This window comes from Streptomyces sirii (assembly GCF_045690365.1).
GTDB classification, from domain to species: domain Bacteria; phylum Actinomycetota; class Actinomycetes; order Streptomycetales; family Streptomycetaceae; genus Streptomyces; species Streptomyces sirii.
In genome coordinates this window covers 6191023-6215662 of the sequence record NZ_CP147982.1, presented here as the reverse complement: position 1 = coordinate 6215662, position 24640 = coordinate 6191023, and the positions used below count along the sequence as shown (strand labels likewise).

The following is a 24640-nucleotide window of genomic DNA, read 5'->3' as shown; positions in this document are numbered from 1 at the left end:
ACGTTCTAAGAGAGGTGTTTGGCAGCCTATGTCCATGCCTTTGCCCCCGCCCCCGCCGCCCGGGAACACCGCGGCCGTCAAGATCCTGGTCGTCGACGACGAACCGGAGGTGCGCGCCGCCGTGACGGACGGCCTCGCCGTGGAGGGCTATGCGGTACGCGGCGCCGCCGACGGCCTGGCCGCCCTCTCGGAGGTCGCGGCCTGGCAGCCGGACGCCCTCGTGCTGGACGTGATGATGCCGGTCCTGGACGGCCTGGCCGTCTGCCGCCGGCTGCGCGCGCTCGACGACCGTACGCCCATCCTCGTGCTGACCGCCCTGGACTCGGTCAGCGACCGGGTCGACGGGCTCGACGCGGGCGCCGACGACTACCTCGTCAAACCGTTCGCGCTGGACGAGTTGGTGGCCCGGGTCCGGGCGCTGCTGCGCCGCGCCTCGCTCAGCGCGGTCGAGGACACCCGGCTCACCTTCGACGATCTGGTCGTCGACCCGGTGACCCGCAGCGGCCACCGGGCGGGCCGCCCCCTGGAGTTCAGCCGCACCGAATGGGCGCTGCTGGAACTGCTGCTGCTGCACCCGGGCCAGGTGCTGCCGCGCGAGACGATCCTGGAGCGGGTCTGGGGCCGCGACTTCGGGCCGGACTCCAACTCCCTGGCCGTGTACATCGGTTATCTGCGCCGCAAGCTGGAGGCGGGCGGCGAGCCGCGGCTGGTCCACACCGTGCACGGCATCGGCTACCGCCTGGACCACGCGGAGGACCGGTGACCGGCACCCGCGGCCTGGGCGCACGCTGGCGGCGCCGCCGGCCGCTGCGCACCCGCCTCGCACTGGCCGCCACCGCCGCGGTGGCGCTGGTGGCCGTGGGCGTCTGCGCCGCGGCGTTCGTCATCATCAATTACCAGATGACCCGTCAGCTCAAGCTGAATCTGGCCCAGGTGGCGACCCAGTACGCCCAGCAGACCCGCAGCTGGGCGCCGACGGTGGGCGAAACGACCTGCCGCTACCCGGCCTCGCCCTGCATCCAGATCGTCCCCGCCGACCGGGCCAAGGACCCGCGCCAGCCCTACGCCCTCCCCGTCACCGACGACACCCGCGCGGTCGCGTCCGGCCACCAGGAGGCGTACTACAGCAAGTTCACCGTCGCCGGCCACCCGGTCAGCGTCTACACCACCCGCCACCCCGGCAAGGGCCTGGCACTCCAGGTCGCGCTGCGCTCCGACACCGTCGACCGCGGCGTACAGCAGGCCGCCGCGGCACTGCTGGCGGTCGGCAGCGCCGGTGTCCTGCTCGCCGCCGCCCTCGGCTACTGGGTCTCCCGTACGGGCCTGGCCCCGGTCGCCCGCCTCACCGCCACCGCGGAGCGCATCGCCAGCACCCGCGACGCCCGCCACCGCATCGACATCCCGGCCGGCCCGCCCGACCGCGGGGACGAGATCACCCGCCTCGCCGCGAGCTTCAACACCATGCTCGGTGAGCTGGAGCAGTCCGTCGCCGCGCAGCGCCGGCTGGTCGCCGACGCCTCCCACGAGCTGCGCACCCCGCTGACCGCGCTGCGCACCAACGCCGAACTCCTCGCCCGCGCCGACCGTTTGACGGATGCCCAGCGCGACCGCGCCTCGTCCGCCCTGGGCCGTCAGCTGCGCGAGGTCACCACCCTCGTCAACGATCTGATCGAGCTGGCCCGCGACGAGGAGCCGCAGCCCCTGGTCGAGCAGGTGCGTCCGGCCGCCCTCCTGGAGCACGCGGTGGCCGTCGCCCGCGAGCACTGGCCGGAGGTCGCCTTCACGGCCGACATCGCACCGGCCGCCACCGAGGTGGCCGTCCCCGGCGTGCCCGCCCGCCTGACCCGGCTGCTGTCCAACCTCCTCGACAACGCCGCGAAGTTCTCCCCGCCCGGCGGCCCGGTGGACACCTCGCTCACCGCCGAACCGGGCGCGCTGGAGCTGACCATCAGGGACCACGGCCCCGGGATCGCCGCCGAGGACCTCCCCCATGTCTTCGACCGCTTCTACCGCGCCGAGTCCGCCCGCGCCCTGCCCGGCTCGGGCCTGGGGCTGGCCATGGCCCGCCAGATCGCCCGCGCCCACGACGCCGAGCTCACCGCGGCGCAGGCGCCGGGGGGCGGGGCGCTGTTCCGGCTGCGGATGCCGACCGGGAAGCCGTAGCGGACGGGCTTCCCGGCGCGGCCGGGCCGTTCAACGAGGCCGGTACGCGGCGCCGACACCGTCGGCCGCCGCCTCCTCGGCCTTCTCCTCGACCTTCGTCCGCAGCGCCTGCCGATCCTGCGGGGACATCGACCGCCAGCTCTCCCGCATCCCGGCGAGACCGTCGGTGAGGACCCGGTACCCGGCCGGGTCGTCGAGGACGTCCTTCATCTCCAGCCGCCCGCCCAGCATCTTGCGCGCGAGGTCCTGAAGGGCGGGCGGTGCGGAGCGGTTGTCCCGTACGGCACGCAGGGACGTCGTCAGATGCTCGTTCTGCTCCTCGGAGAGGTCCCGCTCCTCGACGGGGTAGTCGCGGTCGCCGGGCGAGGTGAAGGCGCTGTGGGTGCTCATGGGTTGTGGGGTGTTCCTCTCCGTCGGTGCCGGCCGGTGTGTCAGCCGAAGGCGTTGCGGACGCGCGCGGCCTCGCCGTCGCTCTCGCCGTCCTGGTCGGCGGCTTCGGTGTCGGGAATGCCGTCCGCGAGCCGGGACCTCGTCCCGCCCGCCGGGGCGGCCGCCGACCCGTCGGAGCCGCCGCCCGAGGAGGACGAACCGCCGGAGCCGCCGTCGGACGACGCTCCCGACGAACCCCCGGAACCCGAGCCGCCCTCGGACGACGAGCCCGACGAACCCCCGGAGCCCGAATCGCCGTCGGACGACGAGCCGCTGTCCGTACCGTCACCCTCGGCCGACGTCTCCCCCTTCTTCTTGTAGGCGATGTCGTAGACGCTCTTGGCGCCGTCGGCGGTCTCCTGCTGCCCCTTGAGGAAGTCCTTACCGCCCTTGGCGAAGTCGCCCTCCGCCATCTCGCCGACGCCCTCGGCCATGTGGTACGCGCCGGTACCGACCTTGCCGACGTCCTTGGCCTTCTCCACCAGGGGGTTGGCCGCCGCCTTCGCCGCGTCCTTGACGTCGAACCCGTCCTGCGCCCCGAAGTAGTTCTTGATGCCCTGCGACGCGAGGTTCCCCCCGAGCTTCTTGGCCGCGTCCTTGGCGAGGTCCATGCCCAGGTCCTTGAGCATGTCCTTCCACTTCTTCCGCAGCTCCTTCGCGAGGGCCTCCTTGACGGCCTCCACGATCTTCGTCTTCGCCTCGTCGAAGATCTTGCGGACGATCGTCCGGGTGGTCGCCGTGGCCGCGGCCGCCCCGGCCTCGGAGGCGCCCAGCGTGACCGGCGCGGCGGCCTGGGCCATCGCCAGCTCGATCGCCAGCGCGATGAGCTGCACGATCACCGCGATCTTCATCACCATGACGATCGTGGCCACCACCTGGAGCACGATGGCGATCGCCTCGGCGGCGTCGGCGGCGTCGTCGAGGAACCCGGCGTCGCCCGCGAACTTGTTCCAGTGGTTGTTGAACCCCTCCACGGCCTCACCGGAGTTGGCGCCGCGCACGGTGTTCGCGGCGGTGGCGCCGTCCGATGCCGCCTGCCGGCAGGCGTCGGCGAAGTGGCTCCAGGCCTCGGCCGCCTCCCGCATCTTGTCTTCGTCGACATTGGGCCACTGGAAGCCCAGGAGGTCGAGGATCCAGTCGACCTCTGTCGGAAGCATGATGGTGGCCACGGTGAGTCACTCCCCCGGAAGCGCGTGATCGTTGGAACGTCGGTGCGGTGGGCACGGATGGGGCGGGCCGAGCGAATGCCGCGTCAGCCCGTGATGTCGGGACGGCTCGCCGCGTACTTGTCGAGGTGTTGCTGCTGGTCGTGCTCGGTGGCGGTGTACTGCGCGCCCATCGCCGCCAGCTTTTCGCCGATCTTGGAGATTTCCTCACCGAGATGCGGCATCGAATCGACGATGCCCTCGCTCACCGGCTTGTAGAAGTCATTGAAGATCGTGACGAACTCGTCGCTGCCCCACTCCTCGGCATCCTTGAGAGTCGCCTTCAACTTCTTTGCGGCCGCACTGAATTCGGAGCCGATATCACCGAATACGCCGCCCTGCGCCTTGAGGACGGCCGGATCGACGTCGTACCCGGAGCCTGCCATGAGTCCCCCTCCACCTGCGGCGTAAGGATCGGATAAATCGCATGGCGTACGGTATCCGATGCCCGCCGCGGCGGAAGTGACCGAGCCGTGAAGATCCTTTTCACATTCGACGCACCACCTCCGCCCGACGCGCCACCGAAAACGGACTTCACCCTCGTCAGCGACCAGGAAAGGGAACAATCCGCCATGCCCACGCCCCGCCGCATGTCCGGAAAAACCTCATTCAGGATGCGATGGATCGGATGGGGGCTCCTCGTCGTCGTTCTGCTGGCGAGCGCCGTGTTTGTCATGAAAGGACTGACCGCGGCGGGCCTCACGGGCACGCACGGAACATTCACGGTCAGGGAGTGCACGAAGGAATCCGCCACCAGGCATTCGAATAGACCGACGAGTGAATTCGAATGCGCCGGAGTCTTCCGCGCGGACGGCGGGAGCACCGTCGACGACAGGGCGTCCCTGGACATCTTCAACAAGGACTACGACGCGGGCACCCGCCTGTCGGTCCAGCACAACGACGCCGGCGTTCTCGGGCTCCTGACGTCGGGGTACCTCCTCGCCGACGGCGCGGAGGTCTCGGCGAACTTCCTGTGCGCCTTCGGAGTCCTGCTCTACATCCCCGTGGCGCTCTTCGTCCGGCTCACCGGATTCGGCTCGGACGGCGTGACCGTCCGCCGGTTCCGGGAGACCTGGCAGGCGACCAGGGGTACGCGCACCCGCACCATCGTGCTCAGCAGTACGACGGTGATCCTCGTCGGCATGTTCGTCGTCAGCACGGTCCTGGGCCACGTGCTGCCCGGACTCGGCTGAGCGGGCCTGCCGGCGCCCCGCATGGGCGACGCCCCGGGGCGGTACCCCCGGGGCGTCGCACACGGTGAGGGCGCGTCAGAACCCCGCCGGCTCGGTGTAGATGCCCCACTCGTCCCGCAGGACCCCGCAGATCTCGCCCAGCGTCGCCTCGGCCCGTACCGCCTCCAGCATCGGCTCGATCATGTTGCCGCCGTCCCGCGCCGCGGAGAGCATCGCCTTCAGCGCGGTCTCGACCCGGGCGTCGTCACGGGCCGCCTTGCGCTCGGCGAGGACCCGCACCTGCTCCCGTTCGACCTCGTGGCTGACCCGGAGGATCTCCAGATCGCCGGTGACCGAACCGTGGTGGCAGTTGACGCCGACGACCCGCTTGTCGCCCTTCTCCAGCGCCTGCTGATAGCGGAAGGCCGACTCGGCGATCTCGCCGGTGAACCAGCCGTCCTCGATCCCCCGCAGAATGCCGGAGGTCATCGGCCCGATCGGGTGCTGCCCGTCCGGCACCGTCCGCGCACCGCGTTCCCTTATCTGCTCGAAGATCTTCTCCGCGTCCGCCTCGATGCGGTCCGTCAGCTGCTCGACGAACCACGAACCGCCCAGCGGGTCGGCGACGTTGGCGACGCCGGTCTCCTCCATCAGGACCTGCTGGGTGCGCAGCGCGATCTCCGCGGCCTGCTCACTGGGCAGGGCGAGGGTCTCGTCCAGGGCGTTGGTGTGCAGCGAGTTGGTGCCGCCCAGCACCGCCGCCAGCGCCTCGACCGCGGTCCGCACCACGTTGTTGTACGGCTGCTGAGCGGTCAGCGAGACACCGGCCGTCTGCGTGTGGAACCGCAGCCACTGCGCCTTCTCGCTGGTCGCGCCGTAGACATCGCGCATCCAGCGGGCCCAGATCCTACGGGCCGCCCGGAACTTGGCGATCTCCTCGAAGAAGTCGACATGCGCGTCGAAGAAGAAGGACAAACCGGGGGCGAAGGTGTTGACGTCCAGGCCGCGGCTGAGCCCCAGCTCCACATAGCCGAAGCCGTCCGCCAGGGTGTAGGCCAGCTCCTGCGCGGCCGTGGCTCCGGCCTCGCGGATGTGGTAGCCGGACACCGACAGCGGCTTGTACGCGGGAATGCCGCGCGCGCAGTGCTCCATCAGATCACCGATCAGCCGCAGATGCGGCTCCGGCTGGAACAGCCACTCCTTCTGCGCGATGTACTCCTTGAAGATGTCCGTCTGCAGCGTGCCGTTGAGGACGGCGGGGTCGACGCCCTGCCGCTCGGCGGCCACCAGGTACATGCAGAAGACGGGCACGGCCGGCCCGGAGATCGTCATGGAGGTCGTGACATCGCCCAGCGGGATGTCCTTGAAGAGCACCTCCATGTCGGCCGCCGAGTCGATGGCGACGCCGCAGTGCCCGACCTCGCCCAGCGAACGCGGGTCGTCGGAGTCGCGGCCCATCAGGGTCGGCATGTCGAAGGCGACGGAGAGGCCGCCCCCGCCCGCCTTGAGGATCATCTTGTAGCGCTCGTTGGTCTGCTCGGCGTTGCCGAAGCCGGCGAACTGGCGGATCGTCCAGGTCCGCCCCCGGTAGCCCGTCGGGTACAGCCCCCGTGTGAAGGGGTACTCGCCCGGCCAGCCGATCCGCTCGAACCCCTCGACCGTGTCGCCGGGCCGGGGCCCGTACGCCGGCTCGACGGGATCACCCGAGAGCGTGGTGAAGTCCGCGTCCCGCTTCCGGGCAGCGTCGTACCGAGCCTGCCAGCGACGGCGGCCTTCATCGATCGCGTCAGCGTCCATACCTTCGAATTTACTAGGACGTCCTAGTAATTGTCGACGGCAGGAGGGTGACAAGTCGGGGTGGATCACTGTGCGTAACCGACGCGGAGCGCCCGGGAAACGCAAACACGCCCGTCCGCTAAGGGGGACGGGCGCGTGAAGAGCGTGCGGTTTCGGGCCGCCGTCAGACCTTGACCGGCTCCGGAGCGTCACCGGCGAGCAGCGGCTCGACCTCCCGCACGACCTTGCGCTCGACGAAGAACGCGGCGGTGGGGATCGTGCCCGAGATCAGCACCCACAGCAGCTTGCCGAACGGCCACTTGGCCTTGGAGCCCAGGTCGAAGGCGAAGATCAGGTAGATGATGTAGAGCACGCCGTGGACCTGCGAGACGACGAGGGTGAGGTCCTTGCCCATCCCGAAGCCGTACTTGAAGATCATGCACGTGCAGAGCACCAGCAGCATCACGGCGGTGATGTAGGCCATCGCCCGGTAACGGGTCAGGACGCTTCGCTTCATGCCCCGAGCGTAACCACCCGTTCCGGGGCGATCTTCACCGCCCCCTGGGTGACCCGGGCGCCTCTCACTCGTCCTTGAAGTCGTCCGCCGCGACCCGCAGCGGCCGCAGCATCGCGAAGATCTCCGCGCACTCCTCGGCGTCGTACGCCCCCAGCCCGAAGTCCATCGCCATCAGATCCCGGGTCGCCGCGTCGCAGACCTCGCGTCCCTTGTCCGTGATCGAGGCCAGCGTTCCGCGCCCGTCGTTCGGATTGGGCCGCTTGGCGACCAGACCGGACTTCACCAGCCGGTCGACGGTGTTGGTCACCGAGGTCGGATGCACCATCAGCCGCTCGCCGATCTTCGACATCGGCAGCTCACCGGCCTTGGAGAAGGTCAGCAGCACCAGCGCCTCATAGCGCGCGAAGGTCAGCCCGTAGGGCTTGACCACCGCGTCCACCTCGGACAGCAGGATCTGATGGGCGCGCATGATCGAGGTGATCGCGGCCATCGACGGCACGGCACCCCATCGCTGCTGCCACAGTTCGTCGGCACGCGCGATGGGATCGAAAGCAAGGCTGAGCGGCTTCGACACGCTTCCGACCCTACCCGGCGGTCATATTGTGGTCAGCCTTGTCTCAGTTTTCGGTCTCCCGAAGACCGCCGGGCGCTCGGGGACCGGGCCGCGTACGGCGGACCTCGGCGATCACCGCCAGTACGCACACCAGGCCGACCACCCCCGCCGCCGGCATCACCACCCGCAGCGGGGCGTACTCCGCCGCGAGGCCGGCCGCGCCCATCGCCAGGCCCATGACCGTCATCCGCCCCGCCTGCGTCAGCGTCATCGCCTGCCCCAGCAGCTTCTCGGGGACCGCGGCGACGAACCAGCGGTCGACGCCGAAGTTGTACGAGATCCCGGTACCGGTCAGCACCAGCAGCAGCACCGCCCACCCCAGCGAGGGCTGCGCCGCGAAGCCGAGCGAGGGCAGTACGGCGAAGACTCCCATGGGGAAGGTGAGCCGGCTGCGCGCCCGGGGGCCGAGGAGCGAGCCGGCCAGGCTCTCGGCGAGCACCGCGCCGACGGGCATGCCGCACATCAGCAGGCCCGCGGCGGCCGGGCCGGCGCCGAGCCGGTCGGCGTAGGGGATCAGCAGCGCCTCCGGAACGACCACGAACGCCGGCGGAAGCCACATCAGCAGCAGCAGCGCCCGGATCCGGCGGTCGGCCAGCAGCCGGCGCAGACCGCCCAGCGAGGCCCCCAGCAGCGTCCCGCGACCGGCGCCCCGGTCCCGGTCGCGCGGCGGGCGGGCGCGGGTCCCCAGCCGCAGCAGCAGCGCCGAGCCGGCGAAGGCCCCGGCGGTGAACGCCAGCACCGCCCCGGGGGACGCCACCGCCAGCAGCAGGCCCCCGGCCCCGAACCCGGCGAGCTGCGCGCTCTGGTTGACGATGCGGATGACCGAGCGCCCCAGTACGAACAGTTCGCCCTCGCCGAGGATCTCCCCCAGCGTCGCGGCGCGGGTACCGGCGAAGACCGGTGCGATGGCGGCGATCACGCAGCGCAGCGCGAGCAGCACCCCGACCGGCGTGCCCGGCGGCACCATGCCCGCCGCGGCCAGTGCGCACAGCACATCGCAGCCCACCAGCACCCGGCGGGCCGGATACCGGTCGGCGACGGCCGACAGCAGCGTGCCGCCGACGACGTACGGCAGCAGCCCCAGCGCGAAGGTCAGGGCGCTCAGCAGCGGCGAACCGGTGAGCCGGAAGACCAGCACCGACAGCGCGATCTCGCAGACGACCACGCCGAGGGAGGACAGCAGGTGCGCGGCGAAGACCCGGCGGAACTCGGGGACGGCGAAGACGGCGCGGTACCCGGGCGAGCGGTCCGGCCCGGCGTCGGCGGCCCGACCGTCTACGGGGCAAGGAGGAGTGCGGCCCGGCGGTACGGGCCCCGTGGTCGCGGACATGACGTCAGCCTGCCGGGGGCGGGCCGGGCCCCCTAGTCTTTCGGCTACAGCCGAATCCTGGGGAGGGGGGCCGGCGCCATGCCGCTGCATCTGCATTTCGGCGCCGACGACCTGCTCCGTATCCGTTTCGCCGTCTCGCCGCTGTGCGAGACGCACGAGGCCGTACGGACCCTGCGGCGCGCCGACCGGCACGGCTACCACACGCCGTGGCTGCGCCGGATGCGCCGGGCACTGGCGGGGCTGGACCTGACGCCGCTGTGGCTGTTCATGCCGTCGCCGCCGCCCGGCTACACACCGGACTTCCTGGGCCGCCCGCCGGAGACCCCGATGGCCTCCTTCGACGAGGAGCTGGCGCGGCTGCGGGCCACCGATCCGGCACTCGCCCGCGCCGAGATGGCCAAGTCGCTGGCCTGTACGCCGGGTGCCCTGGAGTCGGCGCGGGGCCGTGCCGCGCTCGCTGATCCGGCGGCGGCGATCCAGGAGTTGGCCGAGGTCACCGAGCAGGCCTGGCATGCGCTGCTCGCCCCGGACTGGCCGCGACTGCGGGCGCTGCTGGAGGCCGAGATCGCCTACCGGTCGCACCAGTTGGCCGGCGGCGGCCTGCAGCGGCTGTTCGCCGATCTGCATCCGCTGGTGTCCTGGTCGGGCGACACCCTCACGGTCCGCACCCGGATCGACTTCGTCCAGATGCAGGACCTCCAGGGCCGCGGCGTACTGCTGCTGCCGAGCGTCTTCGTATGGCCGGACGTGGTCAGCGGCTTCGACCCGCCGTGGCAGCCGACCGTCATCTATCCGGCGCGCGGCATCGGCGGCCTGTGGAGCGAACCGGAGACGGGGCCGGCACTGGCCCGCCTGCTGGGCGCGAACCGCGCCGCGGTCCTGGCCGCGCTCGACGTCCCCGCGACGACGACCGCCCTGGCCCACCGCCTGGGCCTGGCGCCCTCATCGGTCTCGGCCCAGCTGTCCGTACTACGCGACGCGGGTCTGCTGACGTCTCGCCGACGGGGCCACCAGGTGCTGTACGAGCGCACGCCGCTGGGCATAGCGCTTGCACGCGGCTGATGCTGCGCTTGGCCCGCATCCCACGTTGTCGGCTGCGGCGCCGTGGTGGTTTCTCGCCGTTTCGCCTGGCGGCGGGCGTTTGTTTGTCGGGTGCGGTGACAGCCCTACGGACTCCGTCCTACGGTCTGTCCCCTCCCGTGGGTGGGAGTGGGAAGGCCCGGTGGGGGCGGGCCTGATCCGTCGACTGTCGGCACACGAAAGCTGACGTCCACCCCCACCGTTCTTCTCCCACCCTCAACGGGAGGGGGCGGGTCGGAGGGGTTGGGTGTCCGGACGTAAAGCGCAGCAGTCCGGACACCCAACCCCTCCGACCCGTCACCGGCAGCCGAACAGCCCCGCGCAGCGGCACCGCCCGCCGCAGGCGCCACGGCGAGAAACCAGCACGGCGCCGCAGACAACAACGTGGGAGACGGGCCAAGCGCAGCGGATCGCCTACCCCTCGGAGAGATACCGCTCCACCGTCGCCACCTTCGACGTCAGGCCGTCCGTCACGCCCGGCCGGATGTCGGCCTTGAGGACCAGGGAGACGCGTCCGCAGCGCGCCTCGACGGCCGCGACCGCTCGCTTGACGACGTCCATGACCTCGTCCCACTCGCCCTCGACGGAGGTGAACATCGCGTCCGTACGGTGGGGCAGACCCGAATCGCGGACGACCCTGACCGCGTCGGCGACGTACTCGCCGACGTCCTCGCCGACGCCCAGCGGGCTCACGGAGAAGGCGACGATCATGCGTTGACGACGCCTTCCTTGCGGGCCCGGGCGGCGATCACGCCGGCCTCCTCCTCGCGCCGAAGGACCCGGTCGCCGTAGAGGCCGCCGAACGGCACGATCGCCAACAGGAAGAAGAACGCGACCCGCTTGAAGGGCCACTTGGTGCGGTTCCACACGTCCAGCAGCAGCACCACGTACGTGATGAAGAGCAGGCCGTGGATCAGGCCGAGCGGCATCACCAGGGCGTCGTAGTCGAAGGTCAGACGGAAGCCGGTGCCGAAGATCAGCAGCGCCGGGAAGGAGATCGCCTCCGGGATGGAGGCCAGGCGCAGGCGGTGCAGGGCGGCGGCGGTCTTGATGTCCACAACAACCTCGTTCGGGTGGCAGATGGGCGGTCGGCGCGCAGTGCCGTCTTCTGGGGGGGTGGAGGTCGAGCGACGGGCGGGCGCATGCTTGTGCAAGGGTTCACAAGCGCGTCCCATTGTTACAGCCGCCCCGGTGATCACCGCGCGCGGGGCCGTCGCTGCACCCCGGGTCACGGGGTCCGGGAGATCTCAGGGCGGTGTCAGGGGCATGGGACCTGCCCTGCACGGCCCGGGCCGACTACCGTCTGACGCGTGGCTCAGTTTCGGCTCCAGGGGAGCAAGGTGCTCGCCGTCGATATGACGGGCGACGCCGTCAAGGCGAAAAACGGTGCGATGGTCGCGTACGACGGCCAGATGTCGTTCAAGAAGATGACCGGCGGCGGCGAGGGCCTGCGCGGCATGGTCACCCGGCGGCTGACGGGTGAGCAGATGGCCGTGATGGAGGTGAAGGGCCACGGCACGTGCTACTTCGCCGATCGCGCGAGCGAGATCAGCCTGGTGCAGCTGCGGGGCGAGAAGCTGTACGTGGAGGCCAGCAACCTGCTCTGCACGGAGGCCTCGCTGCATACGGGCACGACGTTCACGGGCCTGCGCGGCGCCTCGCAGGGCCACGGCCTGTTCACCACGACGGTCGAGGGCAGCGGCCAGGCGGCGCTCACGTCCCACGGCCCGGCGGTGGTGCTGCGGGTCACCAAGCAGTATCCGCTCCAGGTCGACCCGGGCGCGTATGTCGCGCACACCGGCGAGCTCAAGCAGCACTTCCAGTCCGGGGTGAATTTCCGCAGCTTCATAGGGGAGGGCTCCGGCGAGGCCTTCCAGATCCGCTTCGAGGGTGAGGGCCTGGTGTACGTGCAGCCCAGCGAGCGCAACACCGTGGGCGGTGAGGTCTGATGCCGTTCACGGCGCTCAACTCCCGCATGGTGGAGGCCAGGATCGGTCCGGGCCAGCGGATGTTCAGCCAGCGCGGGGCGATGCTCGCCTACCGCGGCGAGGTCAGCTTCACCCCGAACATCCAGGGCGGCCAGGGCGGCGTCGGATCGATGATCGGCCGCCGGATCGCCGGTGAGGCCACGCCCCTGATGACGGTGGAGGGCAGCGGCACGATCATGTTCGGGCACGGCGGCCACCACGTCCAGGTCGTCGACCTGACCGGCGAGACGCTGTACGTCGAGGCCGACCGGCTGCTGGCCTTCGACGGCTCGCTCCAGCAGGGCACGATGTTCATGGGCTCGCAGGGCGGGGTGATGGGCATGGTGCGCGGCCAGGTCACCGGCCAGGGCCTGTTCACCACCACCCTCAAGGGCGTCGGCTCGGCCGCGGTGATGGCGCACGGCGGTGTCATCGAGCTGCCGATCACGCCCCAGCACCCGGTCCATGTCGACCCGCAGGCCTACGTCGCCCACCGCGGCGACGTCCGCAACAAGCTGTCCACGGCGCTCGGCTGGCGCGACATGGTCGGCCGCGGCTCGGGCGAGGCCTTCCAACTGGAGCTGTCGGGCCAGGGCACCGTCTACGTCCAGGCGTCGGAGGAGAAGCTGTGACCGGTCCCGTCGTCCACGACGTCTACTCGCTCCCCACCGACGACAACGTCAATCCGTACGCCTTCAGCGTCGATCTGAACGGCCAGTGGTTCCTGCAGAAGGGGAAGATGATCGCCTACTACGGGCAGATCGACTTCCACGGCATCGGGCACGGCCGGCTGGACCGGCTCATCGCCGGAAGTTTTCATTCGCCACTGCACGCCGCGGACTGGGTCGTCGCCGAGGGGCAGGGAAAGATGCTGCTCGCGGACCGTTCGTTCGACGTGAATTCCTTCGATCTGGATGAGGGCAACCTCACTATTCGCTCGGGCAACTTGCTCGCGTTTCAGCCATCTCTGTCGCTGAAGCAGTCGATCATCCCGGGCTTCCTCACCCTCATCGGCACGGGCAAGTTCGTGGCCGCCTCCAACGGCCCGGTGGTGTTCATGGAGCCACCGCTCCGGGTGGACCCGCAGGCGCTCGTCGGCTGGGCGGACTGCCCCTCCCCCTGCCACCACTACGACCACCAGTACCTGCGGGGATTCCTGGGCGGGCTGCGGGCGCACACCGGCATCGGCGGGGCGTCGGGCGAGGAGCACCAGTTCGAGTTCGTCGGCGCCGGCACGGTCCTGCTGCAGTCGACGGAGCAGCTGATGCCGGAGCTGGCGACCGGCGAGGTCCCCGCGGAGGCGGGTGTTCCGGGCGGCGGCGGGCAGGGCTCCCACGGCGGCGGACACCCCCCACAAAGTGGCTCACAACTGCCCCAACTACCCGGGAACCTCGGGAGCCTCCAACGCCGCTTCGGGCTGTGAGCGGTAGTCTGCGGACGGTGACATCGAACGAATGACCAACGTCCGACCCCGGCCGATCGGCGCCGCCACCCCGGCCCGATTAATTAATTATTCAACTTTTACGGATAGAATTCATCCATGACGACCGACAGCGACACCCCCTGGCTGACCGACCAGGAGCAGCGTGCCTGGCGCACTCATCTGGACGTCAGCCGGCTGCTGATGCACCAACTGGAGCGCGATCTGCAGCCGTTCGGCCTGACGAACAACGACTACGAGATCCTGGTCAACCTCTCCGAGGCCGAGGACCACCGGCTCCGGATGAGCGACCTGGCGGCCAGCACCCTGCAGTCCAAGAGCCGTCTGTCCCACCAGATCACCCGGATGGAGAACGCCGGTCTGGTGCGCCGCGAGAGCTGCGAATCGGACCGTCGAGGCCTCTACGCCGTGCTGACGGAGGAGGGCTGGGACACCATGCGCCGGGTCGCCCCGCACCATGTCGCATCGGTCCGCAAGCACTTCATCGACCTGTTCGCCCCCGACGCCCTCGAAGCGCTGCGCAGCTCGCTCACTCCGGTGGCCGAACACCTCCGCACGCATCGCGGCGGCCTCTGACCCGGCCCCGCGGCCCCGCCCCGGGGCCGCGGCGCCTGATCAACCGGCCACCGGAAGCCGCAGCTCGAACACCGCGCCCTCGCGGACGGCCAGCGTGCCGCCGTGCCGCACCGCGACATCGCGCGCGATGGCCAGCCCCAGCCCGGCCCCGCCGTCGTCCCGCGCCCGCGCGTCGTCGAGCCGTACGAACCGCTCGAAGATCCGCTCCCGCTCCGCCTCCGGGACCCCCGGCCCGTCGTCCTCGACCCGCAGCACCGCCCACTCCCCCGCGCGCACCACGTCCACCCGCACCGACGAGGCCGCATGGCGCTGCGCGTTGTCCAGCAGATTGCCCAGCACCCGCCCCAACTGGCTCCGGGACCCGGCCACTTCCACGCTCGCCGACTCCCCCACCCGCACCGGGATCCGGTCCCCGACCCACTGCGAGCTCTCCTCGCGCACCATCGCCGCCAGGTCGACGCGGGCGTCCGCCGGCCGCTCCCCCGCGTCCAGCCGGGCCAGCAGCAGCAGATCCGCCGCCAGCCGCTGCAGCCGTACGGTGTCGGCCACCGCACCCGGCACATCCAGCAACTCCGGGTGCGCCACCGCCACTTCCAGCTGGGTGCGCAGACTCGCGATCGGGCTGCGCAGCTCGTGCGAGGCGTCCGCCACGAAGCGCCGCTGCCGCTCGACGCTCGCCTCCAGCGCGGCGAGCGTCTCGTTGGTCGTCCGCGCCAGCCGGGCGATCTCGTCCCGCGCGGCCGGCTCCGGCACCCGCCGCGACAGGTCCGTGCTCGCCGTGATCGCCGCCATCTCCGCGCGGATGCCCTCCACCGGCCGCAGCGCCCGCCGGGTCACCAGCCAGGTCACCCCCGCCACCACCACGAGCAGCAGCGGCAGCCCGATCAGCATGGCGTCGCGCACCGACCCGACGGCGTCCCGCTCCGGTGCCAGCGCCGAGCCCGCCCGCACCGTGGCCTTCTCCCCCCGGCTGTCCTTGGCCCCGACCACCGCGAAGCGGTAGTCGCCGACCGTGCCGTCGACATCCGCGGTCCCGTCCAGATAGCGGACGTCGTCGTCGACCTCACCGGGCCTGAGCCCGGTCGCGTCGTCGTCATCGTCGCCGTCGTCGTCATCCGGCGGCGGGGCGTGCTCCGCGCCGCCCTGCTGCCCGCCCGTCACGCGCTTGCCGTCGACCGCCCGTACGTCCTCGCCCACCGCCAGCACCCGGCCGTCCTCGTCGGTGACCACCACCGGGTGATCGTCGCCGTCCGGCAGATCCAGCTTCGGGTACGCGGTGCCGGTGGCGATCTGCGCGGCGACCTCGCGCGCGGCGACCTCGGACCGCAGCCCGGCCTGCTGCTGCAGATTGCCGCGCAGCACCAGCAGCACCGCGGTGCCCGCCGCGATCAGCGCCAGCGCCACCACCGCGGTCGCGCCGGCCGCCGCCCTGGCCCGTACGGAACCCGGCGCCCTAGTCACCGGCCACCAGCCGGTACCCCGCGCCGCGCACCGTCGCGATATGCCCGGCGCCGAGCTTGCGCCGCAGCGCGCTGACGTAGACCTCGATGATGTTGACATCGCCCTCGTAGGCGAAGTCCCAGACGTGCTCCAGGATCTCCGCCTTGGAGACGACGTCGCCCGGCCGCACCGCCAGCTGCTCCAGTACGGCGAACTCCTTCGCGGTCAGCGCCACTTCCGCGCCGTCCCGCTCGACCCGGCGCGCCCCCTGGTCGATGGCGAGCGATCCCACCCGCAACACGGGCTGCGCACCGGGCCCGCGCCGCCGCAGCAGCGCCTTGACCCGTGCCACCAGCACCACGTACGAGAACGGCTTGGTCAGGTAGTCGTCGGCGCCGGTGTCCAGCCCCTCGGCCTCGTCGTACTCGCCGTCCTTGGCGGTCAGCATCAGGATCGGCACCTCGCTGCCGGCCGCGCGCAGCGCCCCGCAGACGTGGTAGCCGTTCATGCCCGGCAGCATGATGTCCAGCACGATCAGGTCGTAGCCGCCCTCACCCGCCCGGTGCAGTCCCTCCCGGCCGTCGTGCACCACGTCGACCGCGTACCCCTCGGCCCGCAGGCCCTTGGCCAGCGACAGGGCCAGCCGCTTCTCGTCCTCCACGATCAACAGTCGAAAGGGGCGGCGCGCGGCGCCTCGGTCAGGGTGGTGGTGGCTGACGGGAGGGCGCATACAGCTACCTTGCCAGGCCGAACCTGAAGACCCCTTCAGGCGCCTTCAGCTCCCCTTCAGCTTCGCCCGGCCATGGTGTTGGCACAGCGATCGCACCACCGATCTCGACAGCGTTCGCACAGCCGACTCAGGGGAGAGACACATGAAGCGCCACCTCGTCATCGCCACCGCCGCCGCGGCCGCCCTGGTCGCCGGGGGCACGGTCACCGCCGTCGCGGTCAACAACGACAGCGGTCCCGGCAGCGCCCGGTCCGGCGCGCAGGCCTCGGCGCAGCCGGCCGAGCGGTCCAGCATCCAGGTGCGGGACGCCGACGACCACGGCCAGGAGGAGGTCCGCGAGGCCGGCGCCGCCAAGGTGACCGCTCCCGAGGCCGCGGCCGCCGCCCTCAAGGCCGTCCCCGGCACCGTCACCGGCCTCGACCTGGACACCGACCGGCCCGGCCTGGTCTGGGACGCGGACGTCCTGGGCAAGGACGGCACGTGGCACGAGCTCACGCTGGACGCGGGCACCGCACGGGTGCTGAACCAGCACGTCGAGCACGGCGACGACGACGATCACGCCCGCGCGCAGGCCGCGCTCAAGGGCGCCCGCACCGACGCCGCGGCCGCCGCCCGCAGCGCCGCGTCGCACGGCACGGTGACCTCCGTCGAGCTGGACGGGGACCACCGGTCGAAGGCCGTCTGGGAGGTCGAGACCGTCACCAAGGACGGCAAGGAGCACAAGCTGCTGGTCGACCCGCGGTCCGGCAAGCTGAGCGCCGCCCCCGCGCACGACGCGGACGACGACAACGACGGCGCGGACGACTGAGAACGAGTCCGCGCCAGGGCCGGATCGCGCCAAGGCCGGGGCACCGCGGTGCCCCGGCCCTCAGGCCTGTCCGACGAGTCGGCCCCCGGGGGGTCAGCCCCCGTTCGTCAGCCCGTCCACCAGCTCGTCCGCCGCCCGGTAGGGATCCGTCTCGCCGGCGACGATCCGCTCGGCCAGGGCGTCCAGGCGGCGGTCGCCGCTCAGGTCCCCGATCCGTTCGCGCAGCGCGGTGACCGCGATCGCCTCGACCTCGTGGGCGGCCCGGGCACGGCGGCGCTCGGAGAGCACGCCGTGCTCCTCCATCCAGGCGCGGTGCTTCTCCAGCGCCTCGACGACCTCGTCGACGCCCTCGGCGCGCGCCGCGACCGTCTTGACGATCGGGGGGCGCCAGTCCCCCGGCGCCCGGGATTCGCCCAGCCCCAGCATGTGGTTGAGCTCGCGGGCGGTGGCGTCCGCGCCGTCCCGGTCCGCCTTGTTGACGACGTAGACGTCGCCGATCTCCAGGATCCCGGCCTTCGCGGCCTGGATCCCGTCGCCCATGCCGGGCGCGAGCAGCACCACGCTGGTGTCGGCCTGCGAGGCGATCTCCACCTCGGACTGGCCGACGCCGACCGTCTCCACGAGGATCACCTCGCAGCCGGCACCGTCCAGGACCCGGATCGCCTGCGGCGCGGCCCAGGCCAGGCCGCCCAGATGGCCACGGGTGGCCATCGAGCGGATGTACACGCCGGGGTCGGAGGCGTGCTCGCTCATCCGGACCCGGTCGCCGAGGAGCGCGCCACCGGAGAACGGCGAGGACGGGTCGACGGCGAGCACGCCGACCCGCTTGCCCGCCTTGCGGTAGGCCGTCACCAGGGCGGAGGTGGTGGTGGACTTCCCCACTCCGGGGGAGCCGGTCAGCCCGACGACATAGGCGTTGCCGGTGAGCGGCGCCAGCGCCGCCATCACCTCGCGCAGCTCCGGTGACGCCCCCTCCACGAGGGAGATCAACCGGGCCACGGCCCGGGGCCGGCCCTGCCGTGCCTGCTCCACCAGCTGGGGGACGTCCACCATCGCTGCCCGTCTCCTTCGGCTCGCTCGTCCGCGTCCGGCCCGCCCGTACGCGCTTACTTACCCGGTACGCGAATGATCAGCGCGTCGCCCTGGCCACCGCCACCGCACAGCGCGGCGGCTCCCACGCCACCGCCCCGCCGGCGCAGCTCCAGCGCGAGGTGCAGCACGATGCGGGCGCCCGACATGCCGATCGGGTGGCCCAGGGCGATCGCGCCGCCGTTGACATTCACCTTTTCCGGGGATACCCCGAGATCCTTCATTGACTGCACGGCGACGGCCGCGAACGCCTCGTTGATCTCGATCAGGTCAAGATCGTCGACGGTGAGGCCGTCCTTGGCAAGGGCGTGGTTGATGGCGTTGGACGGCTGGGACTGCAGCGAGTTGTCCGGGCCCGCGACATTGCCGTGCGCGCCGATCTCCGCGATCCACTCCAGGCCCAGCTCCTGGGCCTTGGCCTTGCTCATCACGACGACGGCGGCCGCGCCGTCGGAGATCTGCGAGGACGTGCCGGCGGTGATCGTGCCGTCCTTGGCGAACGCCGGGCGCAGCTTGCCCAGCGACTCCGCCGTGGTCTCGGCGCGGATGCCCTCGTCCTTGCTGAAGACGACCGGCTCGCCCTTGCGCTGGGGGATCTCCACGGGGGTGATCTCGGCCTCGAAGAGCCCGTTCTTCTGGGCGGCGGCGGCCCGCTGGTGGGAGCGCGCGGCGATCTCGTCCTGCTCCGGCCGGGCGATGCCCAGCCGGGTGTTGTGCTTCTCGGTCGACTCGCCCATCGCGATGCCCTCGAAGGAGTCGGTCAGGCCGTCGTGGGCCATCGCGTCGAGCATCTCCACGGCGCCGTACTTGAAGCCCTCACGGGACTTGGACAGCAGGTGGGGGGCGTTGGTCATGGACTCCTGGCCGCCGGCGACGACGACGTCGAACTCGCCGGCGCGGATGAGCTGGTCGGCCAGCGCGATGGCGTCCAGGCCCGAGAGGCAGACCTTGTTGACGGTCAGCGCGGGGACGTTCATGGGGATGCCGGCCTTGACCGCGGCCTGGCGTGCCGGGATCTGCCCCGCCCCGGCCTGCAGCACCTGGCCCATGATCACGTACTGGACCTGGTCACCACCGATGCCCGCCCGGTCCAGGGCCGCCTTGATGGCGACCCCGCCCAGATCGGCGCCCGAGAAGGTCCGCAGGGATCCCAGGAGCCGCCCCATCGGGGTACGTGCTCCCGCCACGATGACTGAGGTGGTGCCGTTCGTTGCAGACATGCGATGCGGCCTTCCTTTGCAGGGAAGTTAACGAGGGTTCCCGTCAATGTACTGAGCGGTACCCGCCGGGTCACCGGCAAGCGGGTGTGATCGCGCGCACGTTGCGTAACCAGCCGTGAGAGGGGTGCACTGGAGCCATGCTGACGCGAATCGACCACATCGGGATCGCCTGTTTCGACCTCGACAAGACTGTCGAGTTCTACCGTGCCACGTACGGCTTCGAGGTGTTCCACTCCGAGGTCAACGAGGAGCAGGGCGTGCGGGAGGCCATGCTCAAGATCAACGAGACCTCGGACGGCGGGGCCTCCTACCTCCAGCTGCTGGAGCCCACCCGCGAGGACTCCGCGGTCGGCAAATGGCTGGCCAAGAACGGTGAGGGCGTACACCACATCGCCTTCGGCACCGCGGACGTCGACGCCGACGCCGACGCCATCCGCGACAAGGGCGTCCGGGTGCTCTACGACGAGCCCAGGACGGGTTCGATGGGGTCGCGGATCACCTTCCTGCACCCCAAGGACTGCCACGGTGTGCTGACCGAACTCGTCACCGCCGCGCCCCCCGCCGCGACGGACCACTGACCTTCGCGTTCCCCGGCCGGTAGAGTGCAGCCTCGGCCGGGGTACGGGAATGGGGCTCGATCCATACTCTGCCGATGATCTGACACCATTTCTTCGGAAGGGTCGGCTCCAACGGGTGTGAGTCCGGTACGACGTGACGTGTACGGGACGACCACTGCAGGACCGGAGCCGGCCGCCACCATGACCAGGGGACGGATGGGACCGCGCAGTGCGGGGCAACGACCGCTACGAGGCTGACGACCACCTCTCGCAGTTCGAAGCCGAGATGGAGCGGCTGAAGACCGAGCGGGACAAGGCCGTCCAGCACGCCGACGACCTCGGCTACCAGGTCGAGGTGCTGCGCGCCAAGCTGCATGAGGCGCGCCGCAACCTCGCGACCCGCCCTGCCTACGACAACATCAGTCACCAGGCCGAACAGCTGCTGCGCAATGCGCAGATCCAGGCCGACCAGCTGCGTTCGGACGCCGAGCGCGAGCTGCGCGAGACGCGGGCGCAGACCCAGCGGCTGCTGCAGGAGCAGGCCGAGCGGCAGTCCCGGCTGGAGGCCGAGCTGCACGCCGAGGCGGTCGGCCGCCGCCAGCGCCTCGACGAGGAGCTCAACGAGCGCCGGCAGACCGTCGAATCGCACGTCAACGAGAACGTCGCCTGGGCCGAACAGCTCCGCGCCCGTACGGAGTCGCAGGCCCGCCGCCTGATGGAGGAGTCCCGGGCGGAGTCCGAGCAGGCACTGGCGTCCGCGCGGGCCGAGGCGCAGCGGCTGGTCGAGCGGGCCCGTGAGCGGCTCGGCACCGAGGCCGAAGAGGCCCGCACCGAAGCGGAATCCATCCTGCGCCGGGCGCGTGCGGACGCCGAGCGGCTGCTGACCGCCGCCTCCAACCAGGCCCAGGAGGCCACCGACCAGGCCGAGCAGCTGCGCACCAGCGCCGGCACCGACGCGGAGGAGTCCCGCCGGCAGGCCACGGAGCTGACCCGCACCGCCGAGTCCCGCATCCAGGAGGCGGACACCGCGCTGCGCGAGGCGCGTGCCGAGGCGGAGAAGCTGGTCGAGGAGGCGCAGCAGAGCGCCACCAAGCGGCTGTCGGCCGCCGAGTCGGAGAACGAGCAGCGCACCCGTACGGCCAAGGCGGAGATCGCCCGGCTGGTCGGTGAGGCCACCAAGGAGGCCGAGGCCCTCAAGGCGGAGGCCGAGCAGCTGCGCGCCGACGCCCGTACGGAGGCCGAGCGGCTGGTCTCCGAGGCGCAGGAGTCCGCGCGGTCGAGGGTGGCCGAGGACTCCGCGGCGCAGCTGGCGAAGGCCGCGCGTACGGCCGAGGAGGTGCTGACCAAGGCCTCGGAGGACGCCAAGGCCACCACCAAGGCCGCCGCCGAGGAGGCCGAACGGCTGCGCAGGGAGGCCGAGTCCGAGGCGGACCGGCTGCGCGAAGAGGCCCATGACACCGCGGCGCAGCTCAAGGGCGCGGCGAAGGACGACACCAAGGAGTACCGCGCCAAGACCGTCGAGCTCCAGGAGGAGGCGCGGCGGCTGCGCGGCGAGGCGGAGCAGCTGCGCGCCGACGCGGTCGCCGAGGGCGAGCGGATCCGCAGCGAGGCCCGCCGGGAGGCGGTCCAGCAGATCGAGGAGGCGGCCGGTACCGCCGAGGACCTGCTGGCCAAGGCCAAGGCCGATGCCGAGGAGACCCGTTCGGGCGCCGTCACGGAGAGCGAGCGGGTACGGACCGAGGCCATCGAGCGCGCCACGGCGCTGCGCCGGCAGGCCGAGGACGCGCTGGAGCGGGCCCGTGCCGAGGCCGAGCAGCTGCTGACCGAGGGCGCCGAGGCCGCGGAGCTGGTGACCGACGAGGCCGAGGCGGCCGCGGCGCGGCTGCGCGCGGAGGCCGAGGCGGCCGCGGAGGAGCGGCGCACCGAGGCGCAGGCGGAGTTGGACCGGCTGCGCAACGAGGCGGACGACAGGCTCACTGCCGCCGAGGAGTCGCTGCGCGAGGCCCGCGCGGAGGCCGAGCGCCTGCGCCGGGAGACCCAGGAGGAGGCGGCCCGGCTCAAGTCGGAGGCCGCGGAGCGGCGGCGGACGCTGCAGCAGGAGGCCGAGGACGAGGCCGAGCGGCTGCGCACGGAGGCCGCCTCGGACGCCTCGGCGGCGCGCGCCGAGAGCGAGTCGGTCGCCTCGCGGCTGCGCAGCGAGGCGTCGGCCGAGGCGGAGCGGCTGAAGGCGGAGGCCCAGGAGACCGCGGACCGGGTGCGCGCGGAGGCGGCGGCCGCCGCCGAGCGCACGGGCACGGAGGCCGCGCAGGCGCTGGCCGAGGCGCAGGAGGAGGCCGCGCGGCGGCGCCGGGAGGCCGAGCAGCTGCTGGGCGAGGCCCGCGAGGAGGCCCATCAGGAGCGCACCGCCGCCCGCGAGCAGAGCGAGGAGCTGCTGGCGTCGGCCCGTACGCGGGTGAGCGAGGCCCAGGAGGAGGCCGCGCGGCTGGTCGAGGAGGCCGACCGGCGCGCCGCCGAGCTGGTGGCGACGGCCGAGCAGACCGCCCAGCAGGTGCGGGATGCGGTCGCGGGGCTGCACGAGCAGGCCGCCGAGGAGATCGCCGGTCTGCGGTCGGCGGCCGAGCACGCGGCCGACCGCACCAAGACGGAGGCGCAACAGGAGGCGGACCGGGTCCGCACCGACGCCTACGAGGAGCGGGAGCGCGCCTCGCAGGACGCGGCGCGGATCCGGAGCGAGGCGCAGGCGGCGTCGGACGCCGCGAAGTCGCTGGCCGAGCGGTCGGTCGCGGAGGCGATCGAGGAGGCCGAGCGGCTGCGCACCGAGGCGGCCGGGGTGCTGGACGAGGCGCGCCGGGACGCCGACACGGCGCGGACGCAGGCCGGCGAGCAGGCCGACCGGCTGGTGTCGGAGGCCACCGCGCAGGCCGGGAAGCTGGTCTCGGACGCCTCGGCGAAGGCCCAGCAGCTGCGTACGGACGCCTCGGACGCGCTGGCGTCCGGCGAGCAGGACGCGGCGCGGGCTCGCGCGGAGGCGCGGGACGACGCCAACCGGATGCGCTCGGACGCCGCGGAGCAGGCCGACCGGCTGATCACCGAGGCCCGTACGGAGGCCGAACGGATCGTCACCGAGGCCACCGAGCTGACGTCTTCGGCACAGGACGACGCCGACCGCACCCTCGCCGAGGGCCGCGAGGCCGCCGAAAGGGTGCGCGCGGAGGGCGAGCAGCAGGCGCGGTCCCTGGTGGCGGAGGCCACCGAGACGGCCCAGCGGCTGCGCGCCGAGGCGGCCGAGGTGCTGGAGGGCGCGCGCAAGGACGCCGAGCAGACCGGCGACGAGGCGCGCAAGGCGGCCAACAAGACGCGTTCGGACGCCGCGGAGCAGGCCGACGAGCTGATGTCACAGGCCGCGACCGAGGCGGAGCGGCTGCGCAACGAGGCGGCCAAGACCACCGCGGACGCCGAGCGGGACGCGGACCGCACCCGGGCCGACGCCCGCGAGCAGGCCGACCGCATGGTCGCGACGGCGACGGCGGAGGCCGACCGGCTCCGGTCGGAGGCGGCCGAGACGGTCACCGCCGCCCAGGAGCACGCCACCCGCACCCGCGGGGAGTCCGCGAGGGTCAAGGAGGACGCGGAGGCGGCGGCCGAGCGGATGCGCGCCGAGGCGCAGCAGGAGGCGGAGCAGCTGCTCGACGAGGCCCGCAAGGACGCCGCCAAGCGCCGCGGGGACGCCGCCGAGCAGGCCGACCAGCTCATCGCCAAGGCGCAGGAGGAGGCGCTGAAGGCGGCCACCGCCGCCGAGGAGCAGGCCGACACGATGGTCGGGGCGGCCCGCAAGGAGGCCGAGCGGATCGTCGCGGAGGCGACCTCCGACGGCAACGCGCGGGTCGAGAAGTCCCGTACGGACGCCAACTCGCTGCTGGAGGAGGCCCGCGGGGACGCCACGGCCATCAGGGAGCGCGCCGACGAGCTGCGTCAGCGCATCGAGTCCGAGGTCGAGGAGCTGCACGAGCGGGCCCGCCGGGAGTCGGCCGAGACGATGAAGAACGCCGGCGAACGGGTCGACAAGCTCATCGCGCAGGCCACCGCCCAGCAGGTGGAGGCCGAGGAGAAGGCCGACCGGATGATGGCGGACGCGAACAGCGAGGCGAGCAAGGTCCGGATCGCGGCGGTGAAGAAGGCCGAGGGCCTGATCAAGGAGGCCGAGAACAAGAAGGGCGAGGCGGTGCGCGACGCGGAGCGGATGCGCAGCGAGGCCAAGGCGGAGGCCGACCGCATCGTGGACGAGGGCAAGCGGGAGCTGGAGGTCCTGGTGCGCCGGCGGGAGGACATCAACGCCGAAATCTCCCGTGTTCAGGACGTTCTGGAAGCCCTGGAGTCGTTCGAGGCACCCGGCGGAGGCGGCGACAACAAGGGCAACGGGGTGAAAGCGGGCGCGGGCGCCGGCGCAACTCGTTCGAGTGGCAAGCAGTCTGAAGGGTAGCCACTCAAATGAGGGGTCATTCTCCAGATCAAACGGGCAATGACTCG

The 24640-nt window shown here is 72.0% G+C and carries 24 protein-coding genes; 11 read left to right on the top strand and 13 right to left on the bottom strand.

All coding sequences use genetic code 11. The features are described 5' to 3' along the window. Positions 1–34 precede the first annotated feature (34 nt). Both WAB15_RS28160 and WAB15_RS28155 read left to right on the top strand, forming a co-directional pair. Positions 35–763 (top strand): response regulator transcription factor, encoded by a 729-nt coding sequence (locus tag WAB15_RS28160; RefSeq protein ID WP_407287941.1) that lies wholly within the window; start codon positions 35–37, stop codon positions 761–763. Continuing rightward, positions 760–2163, top strand: coding sequence for a sensor histidine kinase (locus WAB15_RS28155; protein ID WP_407287940.1), 1404 nt, complete (start codon positions 760–762; stop codon positions 2161–2163). Before WAB15_RS28160 ends, WAB15_RS28155 begins: the two co-directional genes overlap by 4 nt. A gap of 30 nt (positions 2164–2193) precedes the next feature. Here WAB15_RS28155 and WAB15_RS28150 read toward each other — a convergent pair whose 3' ends face one another. The 3 genes from WAB15_RS28150 to WAB15_RS28140 form a co-directional block, all read right to left on the bottom strand. Next, a complete protein-coding gene (locus tag WAB15_RS28150) occupies positions 2194–2553 on the bottom strand; it encodes a hypothetical protein (protein WP_407287939.1) in 360 nt (119 codons plus the stop codon). 41 nt (positions 2554–2594) lie between these two features. Further along, entirely contained in the window at positions 2595–3749 is a 1155-nt protein-coding gene (locus tag WAB15_RS28145; protein ID WP_407287938.1) for a hypothetical protein, read from the bottom strand. 95 nt (positions 3750–3844) lie between these two features. Then, positions 3845–4183 carry a hypothetical protein gene (locus tag WAB15_RS28140; RefSeq protein WP_399151128.1) on the bottom strand — a complete coding sequence of 113 codons (339 nt, stop codon included), beginning with the start codon at positions 4181–4183 and terminating at the stop codon, positions 3845–3847. A 288-nt stretch (positions 4184–4471) separates the two neighbouring features. Here WAB15_RS28140 and WAB15_RS28135 point away from each other — a divergent pair, with 288 nt between their 5' ends. Further along, positions 4472–4990, top strand: coding sequence for a hypothetical protein (locus WAB15_RS28135; RefSeq protein ID WP_407287937.1), 519 nt, complete (start codon positions 4472–4474; stop codon positions 4988–4990). Between the two features lie 75 nt (positions 4991–5065). Here WAB15_RS28135 and WAB15_RS28130 read toward each other — a convergent pair whose 3' ends face one another. From WAB15_RS28130 to WAB15_RS28115, 4 genes are all read right to left on the bottom strand, one after another. After that, a complete protein-coding gene (locus WAB15_RS28130; RefSeq protein ID WP_399151126.1) occupies positions 5066–6766 on the bottom strand; it encodes a methylmalonyl-CoA mutase in 1701 nt (566 codons plus the stop codon). A 163-nt stretch (positions 6767–6929) separates the two neighbouring features. Next, the gene (locus WAB15_RS28125; RefSeq protein ID WP_399151125.1) at positions 6930–7262 is read right to left on the bottom strand and encodes a DUF3817 domain-containing protein; all 333 of its coding nucleotides are present in this window, start codon (positions 7260–7262) and stop codon (positions 6930–6932) included. 64 nt (positions 7263–7326) lie between these two features. Beyond that, on the bottom strand, positions 7327–7836 hold the full coding sequence (locus WAB15_RS28120; RefSeq protein ID WP_399151124.1) for a MarR family winged helix-turn-helix transcriptional regulator: 510 nt from the start codon (positions 7834–7836) through the stop codon (positions 7327–7329). Positions 7837–7879: 43 nt separating this feature from the next. Then, positions 7880–9205, bottom strand: a complete 1326-nt coding sequence (locus WAB15_RS28115; RefSeq protein WP_407287936.1) for an MFS transporter — start codon at positions 9203–9205, stop codon at positions 7880–7882. Positions 9206–9283: 78 nt separating this feature from the next. Between WAB15_RS28115 and WAB15_RS28110 the strand changes: the two genes are divergently transcribed. After that, on the top strand, positions 9284–10267 hold the full coding sequence (locus WAB15_RS28110) for a DUF5937 family protein (RefSeq protein ID WP_407287935.1): 984 nt from the start codon (positions 9284–9286) through the stop codon (positions 10265–10267). A gap of 432 nt (positions 10268–10699) precedes the next feature. Here WAB15_RS28110 and WAB15_RS28105 read toward each other — a convergent pair whose 3' ends face one another. Together WAB15_RS28105 and WAB15_RS28100 are read right to left on the bottom strand one after the other, a co-directional pair. After that, on the bottom strand, positions 10700–10996 hold the full coding sequence (locus WAB15_RS28105) for an MTH1187 family thiamine-binding protein (protein WP_407287934.1): 297 nt from the start codon (positions 10994–10996) through the stop codon (positions 10700–10702). Further along, complete coding sequence (locus WAB15_RS28100; RefSeq protein WP_399149604.1) at positions 10993–11343, bottom strand: DUF3817 domain-containing protein; 351 nt, start codon at positions 11341–11343, stop codon at positions 10993–10995. Before WAB15_RS28100 ends, WAB15_RS28105 begins: the two co-directional genes overlap by 4 nt. Positions 11344–11595: 252 nt before the next feature. Here WAB15_RS28100 and WAB15_RS28095 point away from each other — a divergent pair, with 252 nt between their 5' ends. The 4 genes from WAB15_RS28095 (at position 11596) to WAB15_RS28080 (ending at position 14269) form a co-directional block, all read left to right on the top strand. Next, complete coding sequence (locus tag WAB15_RS28095) at positions 11596–12234, top strand: AIM24 family protein (RefSeq protein ID WP_399149603.1); 639 nt, start codon at positions 11596–11598, stop codon at positions 12232–12234. Then, the gene (locus tag WAB15_RS28090; RefSeq protein ID WP_407287933.1) at positions 12234–12884 is read left to right on the top strand and encodes an AIM24 family protein; all 651 of its coding nucleotides are present in this window, start codon (positions 12234–12236) and stop codon (positions 12882–12884) included. The genes WAB15_RS28095 and WAB15_RS28090 overlap by 1 nt, the downstream gene beginning before the upstream one ends. Further along, positions 12881–13675: an AIM24 family protein gene (locus WAB15_RS28085; protein WP_407287932.1), complete on the top strand. Its 795-nt coding sequence runs from the start codon at positions 12881–12883 to the stop codon at positions 13673–13675. The genes WAB15_RS28090 and WAB15_RS28085 overlap by 4 nt, the downstream gene beginning before the upstream one ends. A gap of 117 nt (positions 13676–13792) precedes the next feature. Further along, positions 13793–14269 carry a MarR family winged helix-turn-helix transcriptional regulator gene (locus WAB15_RS28080; RefSeq protein WP_399149600.1) on the top strand — a complete coding sequence of 159 codons (477 nt, stop codon included), beginning with the start codon at positions 13793–13795 and terminating at the stop codon, positions 14267–14269. Between the two features lie 39 nt (positions 14270–14308). Here the strand turns inward: WAB15_RS28080 and WAB15_RS28075 are convergent, their stop codons facing one another. Further along, positions 14309–15730, bottom strand: a complete 1422-nt coding sequence (locus tag WAB15_RS28075) for an ATP-binding protein (RefSeq protein ID WP_407287931.1) — start codon at positions 15728–15730, stop codon at positions 14309–14311. Next, positions 15723–16439, bottom strand: coding sequence for a response regulator transcription factor (locus WAB15_RS28070; protein ID WP_407287930.1), 717 nt, complete (start codon positions 16437–16439; stop codon positions 15723–15725). Before WAB15_RS28070 ends, WAB15_RS28075 begins: the two co-directional genes overlap by 8 nt. Positions 16440–16581: 142 nt before the next feature. Between WAB15_RS28070 and WAB15_RS28065 the strand changes: the two genes are divergently transcribed. Continuing rightward, on the top strand, positions 16582–17247 hold the full coding sequence (locus WAB15_RS28065; RefSeq protein ID WP_407287929.1) for a PepSY domain-containing protein: 666 nt from the start codon (positions 16582–16584) through the stop codon (positions 17245–17247). 93 nt (positions 17248–17340) lie between these two features. Here the strand turns inward: WAB15_RS28065 and meaB are convergent, their stop codons facing one another. Together meaB and WAB15_RS28055 are read right to left on the bottom strand one after the other, a co-directional pair. Continuing rightward, positions 17341–18300: a methylmalonyl Co-A mutase-associated GTPase MeaB gene (gene meaB / locus WAB15_RS28060; protein ID WP_399149596.1), complete on the bottom strand. Its 960-nt coding sequence runs from the start codon at positions 18298–18300 to the stop codon at positions 17341–17343. A gap of 53 nt (positions 18301–18353) precedes the next feature. Continuing rightward, positions 18354–19556 (bottom strand): acetyl-CoA C-acetyltransferase, encoded by a 1203-nt coding sequence (locus tag WAB15_RS28055; protein WP_399149595.1) that lies wholly within the window; start codon positions 19554–19556, stop codon positions 18354–18356. Positions 19557–19693: 137 nt separating this feature from the next. On the opposite strand from WAB15_RS28055, the gene mce reads away from it, so the two are divergent. Together mce and scy are read left to right on the top strand one after the other, a co-directional pair. Continuing rightward, positions 19694–20134, top strand: coding sequence for a methylmalonyl-CoA epimerase (mce, locus tag WAB15_RS28050; protein WP_399149594.1), 441 nt, complete (start codon positions 19694–19696; stop codon positions 20132–20134). Between the two features lie 208 nt (positions 20135–20342). Further along, positions 20343–24593: a polarized growth protein Scy gene (gene scy, locus WAB15_RS28045; protein WP_407287928.1), complete on the top strand. Its 4251-nt coding sequence runs from the start codon at positions 20343–20345 to the stop codon at positions 24591–24593. Positions 24594–24640 lie beyond the last annotated feature (47 nt).

Bases quoted from the DNA above. Each gene is read 5' to 3' on its own strand.
- WAB15_RS28160 (WP_407287941.1), top strand. From the start codon at position 35: ATGCCTTTGCCCCCGCCCCCGCCGCCCGGGAACACCGCGGCCGTCAAG.
- WAB15_RS28055 (WP_399149595.1), bottom strand. From the start codon at position 19,556: ATGTCTGCAACGAACGGCACCACCTCAGTCATCGTGGCGGGAGCACGT.
- WAB15_RS28150 (WP_407287939.1), bottom strand. From the start codon at position 2,553: ATGAGCACCCACAGCGCCTTCACCTCGCCCGGCGACCGCGACTACCCC.
- WAB15_RS28110 (WP_407287935.1), top strand. From the start codon at position 9,284: ATGCCGCTGCATCTGCATTTCGGCGCCGACGACCTGCTCCGTATCCGT.
- WAB15_RS28090 (WP_407287933.1), top strand. From the start codon at position 12,234: ATGCCGTTCACGGCGCTCAACTCCCGCATGGTGGAGGCCAGGATCGGT.
- WAB15_RS28065 (WP_407287929.1), top strand. From the start codon at position 16,582: ATGAAGCGCCACCTCGTCATCGCCACCGCCGCCGCGGCCGCCCTGGTC.
- WAB15_RS28105 (WP_407287934.1), bottom strand. From the start codon at position 10,996: ATGATCGTCGCCTTCTCCGTGAGCCCGCTGGGCGTCGGCGAGGACGTC.
- meaB (WP_399149596.1), bottom strand. From the start codon at position 18,300: ATGGTGGACGTCCCCCAGCTGGTGGAGCAGGCACGGCAGGGCCGGCCC.
- WAB15_RS28130 (WP_399151126.1), bottom strand. From the start codon at position 6,766: ATGGACGCTGACGCGATCGATGAAGGCCGCCGTCGCTGGCAGGCTCGG.
- mce (WP_399149594.1), top strand. From the start codon at position 19,694: ATGCTGACGCGAATCGACCACATCGGGATCGCCTGTTTCGACCTCGAC.
- WAB15_RS28070 (WP_407287930.1), bottom strand. From the start codon at position 16,439: ATGCGCCCTCCCGTCAGCCACCACCACCCTGACCGAGGCGCCGCGCGC.
- WAB15_RS28125 (WP_399151125.1), bottom strand. From the start codon at position 7,262: ATGAAGCGAAGCGTCCTGACCCGTTACCGGGCGATGGCCTACATCACC.
- WAB15_RS28135 (WP_407287937.1), top strand. From the start codon at position 4,472: ATGAAAGGACTGACCGCGGCGGGCCTCACGGGCACGCACGGAACATTC.
- WAB15_RS28080 (WP_399149600.1), top strand. From the start codon at position 13,793: ATGACGACCGACAGCGACACCCCCTGGCTGACCGACCAGGAGCAGCGT.
- WAB15_RS28140 (WP_399151128.1), bottom strand. From the start codon at position 4,183: ATGGCAGGCTCCGGGTACGACGTCGATCCGGCCGTCCTCAAGGCGCAG.
- WAB15_RS28115 (WP_407287936.1), bottom strand. From the start codon at position 9,205: ATGTCCGCGACCACGGGGCCCGTACCGCCGGGCCGCACTCCTCCTTGC.
- WAB15_RS28145 (WP_407287938.1), bottom strand. From the start codon at position 3,749: ATGCTTCCGACAGAGGTCGACTGGATCCTCGACCTCCTGGGCTTCCAG.